11 protein-coding genes are annotated in these 15,284 nt (G+C 43.1%); 3 read left to right on the top strand and 8 right to left on the bottom strand.

Going from position 1 to position 15,284, the window contains the following annotated elements:
• Positions 1–290 precede the first annotated feature (290 nt).
• From QZZ43_RS09880 to QZZ43_RS09870, 3 genes are all read left to right on the top strand, one after another.
• Positions 291–1,517 carry a pitrilysin family protein gene (locus QZZ43_RS09880; protein ID WP_291858444.1) on the top strand — a complete coding sequence of 409 codons (1,227 nt, stop codon included), beginning with the start codon at positions 291–293 and terminating at the stop codon, positions 1,515–1,517.
• Positions 1,504–2,169 carry an O-methyltransferase gene (locus QZZ43_RS09875; protein WP_291858442.1) on the top strand — a complete coding sequence of 222 codons (666 nt, stop codon included), beginning with the start codon at positions 1,504–1,506 and terminating at the stop codon, positions 2,167–2,169. The genes QZZ43_RS09880 and QZZ43_RS09875 overlap by 14 nt, the downstream gene beginning before the upstream one ends.
• A gap of 133 nt (positions 2,170–2,302) precedes the next feature.
• The gene (locus QZZ43_RS09870) at positions 2,303–2,809 is read left to right on the top strand and encodes a flavodoxin (RefSeq protein ID WP_291858440.1); all 507 of its coding nucleotides are present in this window, start codon (positions 2,303–2,305) and stop codon (positions 2,807–2,809) included.
• Positions 2,810–2,877: 68 nt separating this feature from the next.
• Here QZZ43_RS09870 and QZZ43_RS09865 read toward each other — a convergent pair whose 3' ends face one another.
• From QZZ43_RS09865 to QZZ43_RS09830, 8 genes are all read right to left on the bottom strand, one after another.
• Positions 2,878–3,150 (bottom strand): hypothetical protein, encoded by a 273-nt coding sequence (locus QZZ43_RS09865; protein WP_291858439.1) that lies wholly within the window; start codon positions 3,148–3,150, stop codon positions 2,878–2,880.
• An 81-nt stretch (positions 3,151–3,231) separates the two neighbouring features.
• Entirely contained in the window at positions 3,232–4,110 is an 879-nt protein-coding gene (locus QZZ43_RS09860) for a DUF4249 family protein (protein ID WP_291858437.1), read from the bottom strand.
• A gap of 3 nt (positions 4,111–4,113) precedes the next feature.
• Positions 4,114–6,456, bottom strand: a complete 2,343-nt coding sequence (locus tag QZZ43_RS09855; RefSeq protein ID WP_291858436.1) for a TonB-dependent receptor — start codon at positions 6,454–6,456, stop codon at positions 4,114–4,116.
• Positions 6,457–6,552: 96 nt separating this feature from the next.
• Positions 6,553–7,773 (bottom strand): hypothetical protein, encoded by a 1,221-nt coding sequence (locus QZZ43_RS09850; protein ID WP_291858434.1) that lies wholly within the window; start codon positions 7,771–7,773, stop codon positions 6,553–6,555.
• Positions 7,774–8,186: 413 nt separating this feature from the next.
• Positions 8,187–9,167 (bottom strand): SGNH/GDSL hydrolase family protein, encoded by a 981-nt coding sequence (locus QZZ43_RS09845; protein ID WP_291858432.1) that lies wholly within the window; start codon positions 9,165–9,167, stop codon positions 8,187–8,189.
• Positions 9,168–9,418: 251 nt separating this feature from the next.
• On the bottom strand, positions 9,419–12,271 hold the full coding sequence (locus tag QZZ43_RS09840) for an FAD-binding and (Fe-S)-binding domain-containing protein (RefSeq protein ID WP_291858430.1): 2,853 nt from the start codon (positions 12,269–12,271) through the stop codon (positions 9,419–9,421).
• Positions 12,272–12,365: 94 nt separating this feature from the next.
• A complete protein-coding gene (locus QZZ43_RS09835) occupies positions 12,366–14,228 on the bottom strand; it encodes a serine hydrolase (RefSeq protein WP_291858428.1) in 1,863 nt (620 codons plus the stop codon).
• A gap of 115 nt (positions 14,229–14,343) precedes the next feature.
• Positions 14,344–15,284: DUF1343 domain-containing protein (locus QZZ43_RS09830; RefSeq protein WP_291858425.1), on the bottom strand; the 941-nt coding region annotated here is incomplete at its 5' end.

Raw genomic sequence — 15,284 nt, 5'->3', positions numbered from 1 at the left:
CAGGGACACACGGATTTTCAGTCCGTTGCTCTACCGACTGAGCTATGGTACCCTTTCAAAAGCGGTTGCAAATATACTGAAAGATTTGTTTTGACAAAACCTAATAACAGAAATAAATTATCCCTTTTCAGATTTTTAAGATGATAATCCCTGATGTTTAGTTATTTTTGCGGTCAAATTTTTTTTCAAAAACACAAACAAAATGATGGTTCGTTACCAAACAATTTCAATTGCCTCCATGGTTTTATAAAACCATCCGGATTTTTTTACGAACCACACAAAACCTGAACATGGAATTATTTACACATACACTTCCCAACGGCATCCGGCTGATTCATCATCGAATTGCATCACCCGTTGGTCATTGCGGCCTCATCATCAACACGGGCTCCAGAGACGAAGATGAAACGGAACACGGGATGGCCCATTTTATTGAACACGTGATATTCAAGGGCACCCAGAAAAGAAAAACCTGGCACATCCTGAGCAGGCTGGACGATGTGGGTGGCGAGCTGAATGCTTATACATCCAAAGAAGAAACGGCTATTTACTCTTCCTTTCTGATTCAGGACTTTGACAGAGCTATAGAACTTCTTCACGACATCACCTTTCATTCGGTCTTTCCCGAAAAAGAGATCAATAAAGAAAAAGAGGTAATTATTGATGAAATCAATTCGTACAAGGACAATCCGGCTGAGTTGATCATCGACGATTTTGAGGAACTGGTATTCGATGACGGTCCCATGGGGCATAATATTCTGGGGACCGCTGAATCCATTAAGAATTTTGCCCGTGAGGACATATTGAAATTTATTGCCAATAACTACCACACCGACCAGATGGTTCTCTGCATGGTTGGAGACATGGAGCCCGGTCGTTTTCTGAAAACTGCCAACAAATATTTTGGAGCAGAGCAATCCAGTTTCAGGACTCAAAAACGCCCGGCACCTCCAACCTACAAACCTTCCGAGCTTAGAAAAGAACTGGACACTTTCCAAAGTCATATTTCCATCGGTAACATTGCCTACGACCTGGAAAACCCGAAGAGACTGGGTCTTTCACTACTCAACAATCTGCTTGGCGGTCCCGGAATGAACAGCCGTCTGAATATGGCGCTGAGAGAAAAAAACGGCATTGCCTACAACATCGAATCCATCTATTCACCCTATTACGGAACCGGCGTTTTCAGCATATATTATGGCACCGACAGTCAAAACATTGACCGAAGCCTTCGGATAGCGCGCAAGGAACTGGCCAGACTCAGAACAAACAAACTGGGCCAGATGCAACTTCACAAAGCACGACGTCAGCTAAAAGGTCAGATCACCATTTCCTCAGAGAACAAGGAAAATCTGATGCTTAACATCGGCAAGAGTTTTCTGCTATACAACAAAGTCGATTCGCTAAACGACATCTATAAAAAAATTGACAGCCTAACGGCAATAGACCTACTGGAGATTGCCAACGAGATATTTGACGAAAAACAACTATCCTACCTCATCTATGAGCAATCATAAAAACCATACAGGCAACCAAAACATCGATCTGGATAATTACATCGAAGAGCACACTTCTCCGGAAGACGAAATATTGCATGACCTGCGCAGGCAAACTCACCTGAAGCTACTCAGGCCCCGAATGGTTTCCGGCCCAGTACAGGGACAGTTGCTCACCATGCTCTGCCGGATGATTCAACCATCGGCAGTACTGGAGATAGGCACATTCACCGGCTATTCGGCGATATGCATGGCCCGGGGACTGGAGCAAAAAGCACATATTGACACCATTGAGCGTGACGACGAACTGGAAAGTTTTATTCGCTTCTGGTTTCAAAAAGCCGGACTGAAAGACAAAATCACCCTGCATATCGGGGATGCACTGAAAGTCATTCAATCTATCGACAAAACATTCGACCTCGTTTTCATGGATGGCGACAAACGTGAATATCCGGCCTATTATAAAGCCGTAATACCCAAAATGAAACCCGGAGGATACATCCTTGCCGACAATATCCTGTGGAACGGGAAAGTTGTAGAACCAACCGAATCGCATGATGACTACACCAAAGGCATTCTGAACTTCAACAAAACAGTAAAAGAAGACCCACGGGTAGAACAAGTAATATTGCCCATTCGTGACGGACTAATGATGATTCGTATAAAGCCATGAACCTTTAGCAGCGGAATGTGTTTATTTGGGGAAAACATTCCCGGTGTGTGAGTGCCAAAAGTTGACTTATTAACAATAGTTCAGAAACCCCACTCAGTACCGGATAAAAACGAACCACAATATCTTCTGACGTATGCCAAAAACAGCCATCATATTCGGATCATCAGTAGGAAACACCCGCTTTGTAGCCGAAAAAGTTCATGCGGCATTCCCTGATGCGGACCTCATCGCAGCTGAAACTGCGAAGATAGATCAATTAAAAAACTATGATTTTTTTATCATGGGAACCTCCACCTGGGGTGTTGGACAAATTCAAGACGACTTCGAAACATTTGTTGAAAAATTCCTGACCCTCGATTTGTCAAACAAAACCATCGCTCTTTTTGGTCTGGGCGACCAGCAAACCTATCCGGATACTTTTTGCGATGGCATGGGCAAGCTTTATGAGTTATTGGAAGAAAAGAATCCTGCTTTTATCGGTCAATGGCCGGGAGATGATTACGATTTCAGCGAGTCAAAAGCATTTCGGGACGAAATGTTTGTGGGATTACCTTTGGATGAAGACAACGAGCCCGATTTAACCGACGGCCGCATTGCCATCTGGAGTGAAGACCTGAAGGATGCACTGGGAATCCAATAGAATAGGGTGAGCTTTGAGTGTAGGTAAGAAGAATAATTTGGGAGGAGCAGAATAAAGTTGCTTAACCCCTATTCCTCATTGCCCCGGTCTTCGACCCTCAAACGGTCAAGATCTTTCTTTTCGAAAAGGGTGGGGTAATCATCCATAAACTGATCCATAACCACCCGCATCACCGACTCGCGCATAAAACGGGCTTTGTTCTTCACCTTGTACCTTTTGCAATAGACTTCAAAGGCCTCCTGCTCTTTATCGTTCAATAAAAAAACAGCTTTATGCTTGCGCTTAAAGGCCTTATCGCGATTGTAGGAATTATTTTCAGAATCTTTGGCTTTTTTGGCCATATCAACAGTTTTTCTTATCAGATGCGCAAAAATATATAAAAATAAGGTTTTTACACAGAAACCACAGGTGGTATTTACGGGTCAATCATCCGAAATAACGGTTGTCACTCCGCTTATTCCGATACCCGTCCAGCGTCCTATGCCACCCTCTATATTAGTTTCAATACGATTGCCATTGAATGCAAACGGGTTCTCCTGGCTTGTTCTATCCCTAAAAAGAGTGTTTAAAACCCGGTACGAAACAGAGTCAACACTCCCCACAATTACATCAACGGTATCGCGCAAGTCATATTCATATCGGCCATAATCATTATAAAACTGTTGTTCTGCATCCACAAAGTACAATCCGAACTCCGTTGACCGGAGAATTCGGATGATCGTAGGATTTTGATCGGAAGAATTTAAAGCAGTCAAAGGATCATAAGAAGGGTGAAACAATTCTTTTGCCAACCGGCTTCGAACCTGAGTAAACAAATGGATTTCACTTTGTTGCGGGGGTTCAACACCGATCTTCAGATTCCCGGTTGTGTCGGTAACCTCATCAAAAAAAGCATCAACAACAACAGGAGGCCTGGGAATGCTTGTGGTCGCACTTAAAGTTCTACCACCGACTTCAACGTTTAATTGATACTCCACCCCAGTCTGCCCACGAACAGACACACTTTTATACACAAAAGGCGGGAAGAAACGATTCTCCCGATACAAGGTCAACACCTCTTCCTCCCCTTCGGATGAGGAAATAGTAATTTTTGCATAATTAAGGAATGTATTTCGAATGGAAACGGAGTCATAATGAGTCAAATAAGGAGAACTCATGATAAGAAACACATTTGCTGCTTTTCCGGTTTCGATATATCCATCTACCACAATTTGAGGCTCGTAAGCAGGTTGTTCCAAATCCACCTCCTTGGTGCAACCCAAAACAACAAACAAAACACCTAAATAAATAACAAACCTCATTCCTTAGAATTTAAATTTCCAACTAACCGAAGGCATGACCGGGAACAATGAAACCTGGGCCGCTCTGATATCAATATCGTAATTACTTTCGCCCTGATAAACCCTGTAAAAGACAAAATATGGATTGGCACGATTGTAAACATTAATGATGGAAAAATCAAGTACAGACTCCCGAAAGAACTCACTGGAAAGCCTCAGACCAGCAGAAATATCCAGTCTGTGATAAGCGGGTAATCTGAAGTTATTATATCCGTCGTAATCGTTCATTACAGTTCCCATCAACCACATACGACCTGCAGGAAGTGTCGTATTGTTTCCGGTGGCATAAATCCAGTTGGCATTAAACGTCCAGGTATCATTGAGCTTAAAGGATGCCAGTAACGACAAGTCATGTGTCCGGTCAAACTTATCAGGAAACCATTCCCCTTCAAAGATATCAGGAAAAGAGCGTTCCGACCGCGACAATGTATAATTCACACTCCCCTGCAGCCGTCCCTTATTTTTCCGGGCCGACAACTCCAAACCATAAGACCTCCCCTTTCCATGATAAAAATGGTCTTCAAAATTCATCTCTTCATCTTCAGTATTTACATTAAAAACCAACTGATTTTTTAGCAATCGGGCAAACACACCCGATGATAGCTCGAAATCAGGAAAGTGCCGGGAATATTCCAGCGACCATAGATGACCGGTCTGAGGAGACAACTGTGGTGATGACATCATCCATATATCGTTGGGCAAAGGCATGGTGCTCAATGCTGCCAGGTGCAACATCTGGACATTCCGCGACCAGGCCAGTCGATACTCGCCTCTTCCCGGAGAACGAACCAACAACGAGACTGAAGGTGCTCCATAAAAATTACCGTCGATAATCTCACCGGAAGATGCTTCCACCGGATATCCGGCATCCTCGTACTGGTAAGGGCCAAGATTGAAATAATAGAAACCCCGAAAACCGGCACTAAGGCTAATCTGTGACGTTACATCCCAGGTATCTTCAATAAAAGCGCTCACATCGGCATTCCTAAACTCATCTTTTATCCTGGTGGTTTCGCTCATCAAAATCATTTCCATATTCTGAGGCATGGTTTGATACCACGAAACATCCATGCCTGCCCGGAGCAAATGAACAAATTGCTCACTGGTTATTACCACCCCAAGCGAATATTTGTCGTAACTACTTTGAAAAAACAAATCGTTGTCAATCACCTCCCCATCGAAATCGGACCATGTTCCGGAATAAGAAGCTTTTGCAGCCAAAACAGAATTCGCACCTGTGCGATGTCTCCATTCCAAAGCAAAGGCTCGGTTGCCATAATTGGTTCCGGCATCATACCCAACCTCCTCATCATCTATCATAAAATCATCCTTGCCCAAATACCAACTTAAATAGAAAGTGGTATTGATGGTCGGATGAAAAGCTATCCTTCCGTTAAAATCGTAAAAGCGATAAAAGCTTCGTTCAAAATAGTTTTTCTCATCATCAACCATCAGGCCGGCTATACCCCTGTAGAGTTCCAGGTAGCTGCGTCTAAACCCGGCCGTTACACCAATCTTCCCGTTTTTACTTCTCTGAGAAATAGCCAGATTGGTAGCAATATTCCCAATGGAACCGCTCACAAAGCCCTTTTCCTGAAGTGGATCAAAGGAAGAAACCAAAATGGAGGATGAAAGTCCTCCTCTCAAGAATGCAGGATTGTGGCCCTTAAAGATATCGACTTCATTGGTGGTGATTGGGTTAAACACGGAGAACAGACCCATGAGATGAACCGGATTCATCAACTCCATACCATCCAGGAAAATTCCGTTTTGTCCCGGCCCTCCCCCACGCACATAAACACCTCCAATGCCCTCACTAACCGACTGAACACCTGTCATCTGCTGAAGAGTGCGTACCACATCTGATTCACCAAGCAACGTGGGCATCCGCGCTATATCTGTTCCTGAAATGCGACTCTGACCCGGCAAAACTTTATTGATGACGGGCTTTCTTCTTCCCAAAACCTGGACCTCCGATTTTAGAAGATCTTTCTTTTCAAGCTTGAAAACAAGATTTTCTTCTGAAAATTCTTTAACAACTACCCTGTGGGTTTTATAAGAAGCATGGCTGATTGTCAGCACTGCCTGTTCAAAATCATCAGGAGAACAAATCCTGAAGTAACCCGACGAATCTGTTACGGCACCCTCAGACAGAATATTTTCCCAGACATGAGCATCACTTACACCTTGTCCGGTTTGCCCGTCAAGGACTCTGCCCCGGAAACAATCATTTTGTCCTTCCACGAAGGTCATCCCCGGCAGCCACAGCAAAAGAAAAACATTCAATATGATTAAGTTCCGATTCAAATAATTCTGATTTTCTGACAATACCACAAAAGAAAGGAGACTACATCGTTGCAGTCTCCTCTTCCTTTTTTACAAGTATTATGAATTTCGTTTGGATTAGTCGATGGTTACTTCGTAATTCTCTTCAGCATCCTCAATCATATCTTCAAAGCTCTCAATAAGATCCATAAAGTCATTTTCTCCAAAATAGGAATCATCCATATATGACCCGTCAGCGAATTTCATACGAAAATCTAATTTCCAGCTTTCGGTTCCATAATAATCTTCAACAGTTTTAACATAAGCCTCACCAGTGGCAATCACCTCGTTGCTGTCGTTGTATTTCAGTTTCAGGCTCATGTTATTATTCATCACCTCAGCCTCTTTTTCGAAATATTGTTCTTCGCTTTCAATATCTTCAAACGAGGCTTGTCCATTCAGCAAGCCTTTCCAGTTGACGTTGCCTTCGAGTTTCAGATTATCAATGGCAATCCAGGCATTCGAGGACTCCAGAACATCCTGCTCATAATAATTCCCACTTTCGCCATCTTCTTTCATGTTTCCGTAAGAAAAACTTCCGGCGCTGGAAAAATGTGACGACAATATATTGGCATCATTAAAAGTAAAGGATTGATCAATTTCAATAGTTGAAGTACTGCGTGATACAGAGGTCGTCAGATTATACTCTTCAACAGTCCAGCTTTCGGAAACAGATGTGGGGACTCCGTCAGCATCATACGTAGCATTGAATTTAAAGGTAATCAATGACACCTCATCCACTGTCAATTCAACATCAAACGAAGTAGGAAGCTCATTGCTTACCTCTGCGATATCCACATTGTCTGTAGTGATAAACTCAAAGTTGGTAAAAGACAGGGTAGCATTATTCTCAACACTTCCTGATGTTGGAAAATAATAGGTGATTTCATCGTCACTCGCAGTTTTGTCCCATGTGTCATATTCTGCATTATAGGTGTAAACCCCGGCCTCATCGTTAAATAACTGACTCAGAGAAGATTCATCAATAGTTGATGCTTTCAAATCAAAAGCAACTGAAGTTCCTTCGTTTAAAGCCAAAATCGGTTTAATAACTCCGGCAACACCATCGTTTGAATAGTCTGTAGTTTCCATCAGGTCGTTGAAGTCCAGCATTACCTTAACAGCGTCCAGTTCGCTCATTGTCTCCATCTGAGCTACAACATTCAACCCGCTTTGCTCCAGATTTGCTTTGTGCTCTTCCGGGGTAAGCGTACTCATTTTATCCCCGCCCTTATCATCCTTACAGCCTGACATCACAGCCAGGGCAGCCAATGCAAAAAGAAAGCCTTTGATTTTCATAAAAATTCAAGATTAAAGTTCAACAAAAAATTCTGTTCAATACTTTACAAAGTTAGCTGAAATTTTATTGTTTTTTTGTTTTTTTGATTTAATACAACACAACACCCTGCCAATATCGTACAAGCGCTTGATAATTAATTCATTACAAGCCAAGGCCGACAAAACACAACTCACTCATAATAAAACCTTTGCGTCATTACACCTCTGCATTTAATTTTTTAGCGAGCTATTAACAACAATTGAAATTTTGCTTAGCCCAAATAACGGAAATGCAATTTAAGACAATGTAAAAGCAAAAACAAGGAAAATTACCAGATATGCTCAGCATCCCACTTGCCTTTAAATGTAAAATTTAAAGAAAATAAAACTGGAAACCCAATGAAATTTTAAGCCATGTTTTTTCCCCTTGCAAATTACCACTCCATCACGGTTGAAATAACCGGAACAATCGTGTTGGCAATCTTTTGTTGCCCCCTGAAAGAGGGATGAGCATCCGCCCCAAGGTCACTGCCACCATTAAGCAACGCACGGGAAATTCCAATAAAGAAAACATTTTCATCCTTATAGAGAACATGGTAATTGTCCACAACCTCCTTCACGTAGCTAAAGCAAGGCTCGTCTGTGGTAGGTCCCACAATACAAAAAACGGGAACCACCCCGTAAGCCATCCGCACCTGATTAATCAATTCTTCATAAGTCCTTTGAAAAACAACCTTATCGGGATGTGGCTTGGTTGAGAAATCATTATTCCCCAGACTGATAACAACAGCATTCGCCTGCCACTTCGAAAAGTCCCAGGTAAGGGAATCATCCATATCCAGCACGCGCGAATAACGTTGAGGCATAGTTGCCAGTCCGGTGGACACTTTCTGAGGAGCCCCATAATTACGAACGATCCCAAGGCCGGAATGTGCAACAACGTGATAGTCGGCATTCAGCGTGTTTGCAACGATGGCTGCATAAGACTTCTCCACATTTTCGGTCTGTGGCTCAAAATCATCATGCCTGCTTTCCGATTCGGTTCCATAACCACAGGTAATTGAGTTACCAATGAATTCAATCCGGCGGTCAACAGTCTTCTTCCATGGTAGCAGCTCTCCTTTCCGGGATAATTCCAAACCGAAGAACCGGGTTTCTCCCATTTCCCCTTCTGTACGTTTAATAAACTTAGCTTCATGAGGACCTTTACCTTTGATTCCTGTTACTACAGCAACAGTATCTCCCTTTGCATGCAGTGTATTGATTAACTTTCCATCAATAAACAAATCAAAGTAATTACGCTCACCTCCTGTAAAATGCAGTTTCAGCTGGTCTCCTGTAAAACGGAAACGTACGGTTACTCCAGGCCAGTCGTAGCGTGCCACCTGCTCGTCCGAAAAATCGACCCTGCCCATAAAACTGAGATCCTTATGACTGGCCGGAAAAAAGTTTTCGCAATCCTGTGAAAAAACATTCGTTGATATCAAAAGAAAAAACACGATAAATAAGACAAAATACTTCATTTCAACACTCCGTTAAACCATTACAAAAAATTGATATTTAATCCATTACAAACACAGGCAAACAGGCCACAATTTGAAAAGTCATAGCACGATAACATTTTATGGACAAATTTAAACTGCTACCCATCCGGGTGATGTACCTCTTAATCTTTTTTTCCGGGCTTCACCGATGTTGCCTCATCAACCAAATAGACAATGGATTTATAGGAAATTCCGCTGTGCAGCGACAATCCAATTTCACAAGTACGACTGGTACTATAACCTCCCGTCACATCATTGGGTAGTTGGCGTTTCAATGGTTTCAACGCAGAGGCATTCAGCTCTGGATGCGTGAATCCGCGATCGCCGGCCCAACCGCAGCATCCTACCTCATCAGGAACTACGACTTCGGTAGCACACATCCGGGCAAGTTCAAGGAATTTGTTCTCCAGTCCCATTTTTGTACTACTACAAGTAGTATGAATCGCAATTTTCCGGTTCAACGGGGAAAAGTGCAATCGATTCGGAAAAAATTTCAAAATAAATGCTACCGGTTCATAAAGCTCCAGACAAGAAGACAACGTTTCTTTCATCCGCAACAAACAGGGACTCATATCGCAGTAAACAGGATATTTCCCATTCTCTGAAGCTTTCAGCAGCGCAGCATCAAGTTCCCGGGCTTTGCGCAGTCCCTGCTCTTTAAAACCTTTACTGTCGAAGGCCATTCCACAGCAAAGATTCTTCAATCCTTCAGGAAAAATCACATTAAATCCGGCCTTTTCGAGTAATTGACGGGTTTTCTCAACCACGGTTAACTCTTTTCCGTAATCCTCCGAATTCCCCATCGTGCGGTTGATACAAGTGGGGAAATAAACAACGGAATCCTTTTCAGCGGATTTGTGATTTGACTGATAGGCCCGGACCGAGGGCCCTCCATGAGGCATATTGGGATTCCATAACGGAATACGATGACCTGAAATTCTGAATAAGAATCCGGAAATCCCAGACATGACCGGGGTTCCAACAGCTTTATGAACACCTCCTACAACTGACAAAACATGCCGGACCATCCAGGATGTCATATCCATGCGCCGGGCTATCCAGGAAGCTACTTTGTTACTGGTGGCAGAATTGGTCTCAAATCTCAGGTCCTTAATAAGTTTCCCGGTATTGATATCCACGGGACAAGCCAGTTCACAGAGCCCATCCGTGGCACAGGTGGCTTCCCCGTCGTAGTTATACCTCTTCTTAAGTTCTGCCAACCGGTCGAAATCATCCCCTTCAAGGGCCAGGCGGTGCATCTCCCTAAAAGCAACAATTCGCTGGCGAGGAGTGAGAGTTAGCTCCCGCGAAGGGCAATTGATCTCACAAAAACCACATTCAATACAATTATCAATAAGATCGTGAGCTACAGGAAGAGGTTTCAGATTCTTTAAATAGACATCCGGATCGTCGTTAATGATCACTCCGGGATTCAAGATTCCAAGGGGATCAATGGTTGTCTTGACCTTTTTCATCAGTTCGTAAATCTCATCTCCCCATTCTTCCCGAACAAAAGGTGCCATATTGCGTCCGGTTCCATGTTCCGCCTTCAGGCTACCGTCAAATTCATGCACAACCATTTTCACCAGCGCTTCCATAAACTGCCGGTACTTTTCCACTCCTGATGGGTCATTAAAGTCGGGCATCATTACAAAGTGAATATTGCCATCCAGCAAATGTCCCCATATAACATACCCCTCATATTGGAATTGTTCTATAATTTTTTTCAGCGCTACCAGGGCATCTCCCAACACTTCCGCCCTGAAAGCAAGGTCTTCGATGATGCAGGCTGTCCCTTTAGGACGCGATGCCGCAGCAGAGGTAAAAAGGCCTTTACGAACACTCCACAGCCGGGTATATTCAAGTTTGTCAGTTGTAAAAACAACCGGAAAAACAGTATCAAACGAACTGAGAGCATTTTCAATCTCTTTCATCTGAGCTTCGAGAACCTCTTTTTCGTCGGCTGAGGTTTCGATCAACAGCGCCACCACCTGATCGTCGAGGGATTTCAATACCGCAGGCATCCCCGGCTTGTTTTCCACCGACCTGAGTGCATTGCGATCCATTAGTTCAGCCGCACTCACGCTGCAATTACGCAGAGGCATAATAGCTTTACAAGCGGACTGTATATCTCTGAAAAAAACCATGGAAGTCGCTTTAAGCCCATACTCACTGACTGTTTTAAAGCTTACTTCAGATATAAATCCAAGTGTTCCCTCAGATCCGACCATCAAATGCTGAAAAATATCAATGGGGTCCTCGAAATCGATCAGTGCATTAACACCATACCCGCAAGTATTTTTCAACTCAAATTTATGTTTGATCTTTTCCCGGATGGTATCATTCTCTCTGGCCAACTGACCAATTTCTGCCAGTCCGCTAAGCATACCGGCATGGGTTTGTGCAAAACTCAATCGCGATTCAGAATCACCGGTGTCAAGAACCGTTCCGTCGGCCAAAACAATGCGCATACTCTCCACGGTATTATAGCTATTGTAGCGAATACCATAGCTGGATCCACTGGCATTATTGGAAACTATCCCTCCTATACGTGCCGAACTGATGGAAGCGGGACTGGGTCCTAACTTCCGACCATAGGGGGCAAGCCTTGCATTGGCCAATCCGCCTGTAATGCCGCTTTGAAAACTGGCAAACTCACCTTTTGATGAAATTTTATAATTCGAAAAACCTTCACCGGTATCTATGAGTACGGAATTGGTAATGGTCTGACCACTTAAACTGGTTCCTCCCGACTTAAACGTAACGGAAATATTCCGGGCAGAACAAAGTTTCAATACCTTTATCATTTCAGCCTCCGTTTCCACTCTCAGTACAACTTCCGGAATCAAACGATAAAACCCGGCGTCGGTACCCTTGGTAAGTGTATAAAGAGGATCGGTGTACACCCTTGACACCGGCAATATTTCATATAATTGTTGCAAAAAATCCTGAGAAACAATCATTTTATATTCCATATCTAAAAAACCATTAAAGCCAGTTGCTGAAAAGAAGAGTTCATGAGATGAAGAAAGATTCTTAAGTTTCGAAAAGTCCAATCAACGCCTGTTCCTAAAAATTACCTATCAGTTCATCGTATAGAATCTGTTGAACAGCTATCCGCACATTCAGCTCGTATAGCTTTGTATTGTTTCTGGTGGGAAAAACCCGGTTCGTCAGAAAGATGTACACAACTTGATATTCGGGATCCATCCAGACAAAGGTTCCGGTAAAACCACTGTGGCCAAAGCTCGACTCTGACACATCCCTGGCAGGATAAGCATCATTAGCCTTTTTTGATATATTCCCTGGCAAAGGCTTATCAAATCCCAACCCGCGCCGGTTGTCATTTTCAGGATACTGAACAGTAATAAACTCTTCCACCACATTCTGGGGAATAATCTGTTCACCCCCGTAACGCCCCATATTGACATACATCTGCATAAGTTTTGCTAAATCATTGGCATTGCCAAATAGTCCGGCATTGCCACTTACGCCCCCCAAAACAGCTGCCGCCTCATCATGAACCCGCCCGTGAACCTGACACTCTCTATAAAAGATATCCTTTTCGGTAGGTGGTATCTCAAACCTCGAAAACCCGTGAGACAAAGGGTTATAAACAAGTCGCCGGGCACCCAAAGGCCAATAAACCGAATTGTATAACAACTCCTCATAGTCACGTCCCGTGATTTCAGAAATCATCTCCGGATAAACCAAAAAGGAAAGCCCGGAATAGAGATATTTTGCATCAGGCAGACGTTCAGACTTTCGAATCATTCTAAACATCTTCTTTTTAAATCTTTCTTTTAAATACAGATGGTCATCCACCTGTAACGAATACTTTTCCGATTCCCCGGGGCGATAAAAGCGTTGCTTAAAATCCCCATCCCGTTTGGTTTCCCTCCAAAAATTGAGATAAGGAATCAGCCCGGCCTGATGGGCCAGAATCTGCCTGAGGGTAATGGTATCTTTATCAGAACAATGAAACAGACGGCTTTCCCAGTCAGGCCAATAATTGGCAAAAGGCTTGTCTAATTCCAAAGCGCCCGCACCGTTAAGTTGCATAAGCAAAGGAAGCGGACCGCTAATTTTTGTGACCGAGGCCAAATCGTATAAGTCGGAATTTTGTACTTTCAAACGCCTTTGATAGGTGTGATAACCATAAGATTTTCTGTGAATTACTTTCCCATCAACAGCCATCAGAATCTGACAACCAGGAAAAGCTTTTTGCGCAATAGCCTCATTGACAACACTATCTATCCGATCATTCAATCGCTGTCCATTTAACCCTAAAGAGTCAGGAACTGTATATTGAAATCTAAGTCCACCCTGAGTTTCGATACCATGACCTTCTGAATACCAGCCGGGAATCTCCCGATCCAGTTGACCGTGCAATCCGATACCTCCAAAGAGTGCCTGAGCCGCATGGTCCTGACTAATGGAATCATTCTCCGCACCCAGCAAAAGAACATCAGCATTGGTTAAACCACCCCAGTTCTTAAGCTCTTCCGTATTGCCGAAAAAGACAACCACAGTAAGTTGATTTTTCACAAATTCAGAAACAGCGCACTTCACCTCCTCATCATCCCTGGCTGGATCAATTCCTATAATAAACAGTTTTTTTAAAGCTTTTGGCACATGTAGCAATCGCTTTTCCTGGATACTATCCAGAGGGAACGAATCAACCGTCATTTCCTGATAATCCAATAGTCGATCGCTAAATACTTTCATGTCGCCTGAGAGCAGACAGCTAAATTCGCTTTTTTCCAGTTCAGAAAAAGGAACGATTCCCTCATTATTTTTAAGCAGAACCAATGGAAAAAAACCTGAAGAGATAGAATCATTTTTCTCATCAACACAAATGGTGTCATTTGCAGAAAACAGAACTCCGGTGAAGAATACAAATAAATAAAAAAAAGTAATGAGCCTTTTCATCCGTACAAAATTTGATATGGTGGTTGGTCGGATGGAACTCACAATGAATATGGCACTCCAAAATTCATGTTCGTTTCATCGCAGGGAGATTATTAAAACAATCTAACCCGGATTGTTATTCTTCATAAAGCAGATAAGGTCTGCGTTGTTGTTTAAACTTTTCAACATCATCGGCCCACATCGCTTTTATCTCTTCGGCTGATTTTCCCTGCATGATCATTTTTCGTACATAATCGACACCAATCAACTTTTCGAAGAAAGGACGAAAGAAATGGTTTCCCATATTCAGATTATTATAGGCATCAATCACATAAGACAAATCAATTCCTTTTTCGAAAATCTCCTCATCGGGCAAATCTGAAAGATCCACTCCAAAGCATTTCTTATCCAGTTGGGGAGGATGTTTTGCACCGGGCATACTTCGTGGCGTAAAACAAAATTCATATCCTTTCATATTTGGATGCCCGTAAACCAGAAAAGGCTTGGATGTACCCCGACCGAGGCTAACCGGAGTCGCTTCGAAGTAACAGGTAGAGGGATAGAGATAAATGGACTTCATATTGGGTAGGTTGGGAGATGGCGCCACGGGCAATTCATACAGGGCTTGATGCGTATAATTCTCACAGACAACCACTTCCAAATCGCATTCCCGTTCTTCGGGCAGCCATTTTTCACCATTCACCATTGTGGCAATTTCCCCCAGCGTCATTCCATGAACAACGGGAATGGGCAGCCACCCCACACCTGATTTATGTTTCATATCGAGAATGGGGCCATCCACATAGTGCCCGTTAGGGTTTGGGCGGTCGAGAACAATCATCTTTTTATCATTCATGGCGCATTCATTCATCAACTTAACCATGGTGATATAATATGTGTAAAACCGGAGACCGACGTCCTGAATATCTACCAGCAAAACATCAAATCCATCCAGAATTTCTTGATCTATACCACTTTTATTTCCGTCGTACAGCGAAAATACAGGAACCCCTGTTTTCTCATCCACTGAGCTGGAAACATGCTCACCTGCATCTGCAGTACCCCTGAATCCATGTT

The organism is Marinilabilia sp. (assembly GCF_016278715.1).
Classification (GTDB): Bacteria; Bacteroidota; Bacteroidia; order Bacteroidales; family Marinilabiliaceae; genus Marinilabilia.
This window is presented reverse-complemented; position numbering and strand designations above follow the sequence as displayed.

Excerpts from the sequence above, each read along its gene's own strand:
- QZZ43_RS09850 (WP_291858434.1), bottom strand. The coding sequence starts at position 7,773 with ATGAAAATCAAAGGCTTTCTTTTTGCATTGGCTGCCCTGGCTGTGATG.
- QZZ43_RS09860 (WP_291858437.1), bottom strand. The coding sequence starts at position 4,110 with ATGAGGTTTGTTATTTATTTAGGTGTTTTGTTTGTTGTTTTGGGTTGC.
- QZZ43_RS09880 (WP_291858444.1), top strand. The coding sequence starts at position 291 with ATGGAATTATTTACACATACACTTCCCAACGGCATCCGGCTGATTCAT.
- QZZ43_RS09835 (WP_291858428.1), bottom strand. The coding sequence starts at position 14,228 with ATGAAAAGGCTCATTACTTTTTTTTATTTATTTGTATTCTTCACCGGA.
- QZZ43_RS09840 (WP_291858430.1), bottom strand. The coding sequence starts at position 12,271 with ATGGAATATAAAATGATTGTTTCTCAGGATTTTTTGCAACAATTATAT.
- QZZ43_RS09870 (WP_291858440.1), top strand. The coding sequence starts at position 2,303 with ATGCCAAAAACAGCCATCATATTCGGATCATCAGTAGGAAACACCCGC.
- QZZ43_RS09865 (WP_291858439.1), bottom strand. The coding sequence starts at position 3,150 with ATGGCCAAAAAAGCCAAAGATTCTGAAAATAATTCCTACAATCGCGAT.
- QZZ43_RS09845 (WP_291858432.1), bottom strand. The coding sequence starts at position 9,167 with ATGGGCAGGGTCGATTTTTCGGACGAGCAGGTGGCACGCTACGACTGG.
- QZZ43_RS09875 (WP_291858442.1), top strand. The coding sequence starts at position 1,504 with ATGAGCAATCATAAAAACCATACAGGCAACCAAAACATCGATCTGGAT.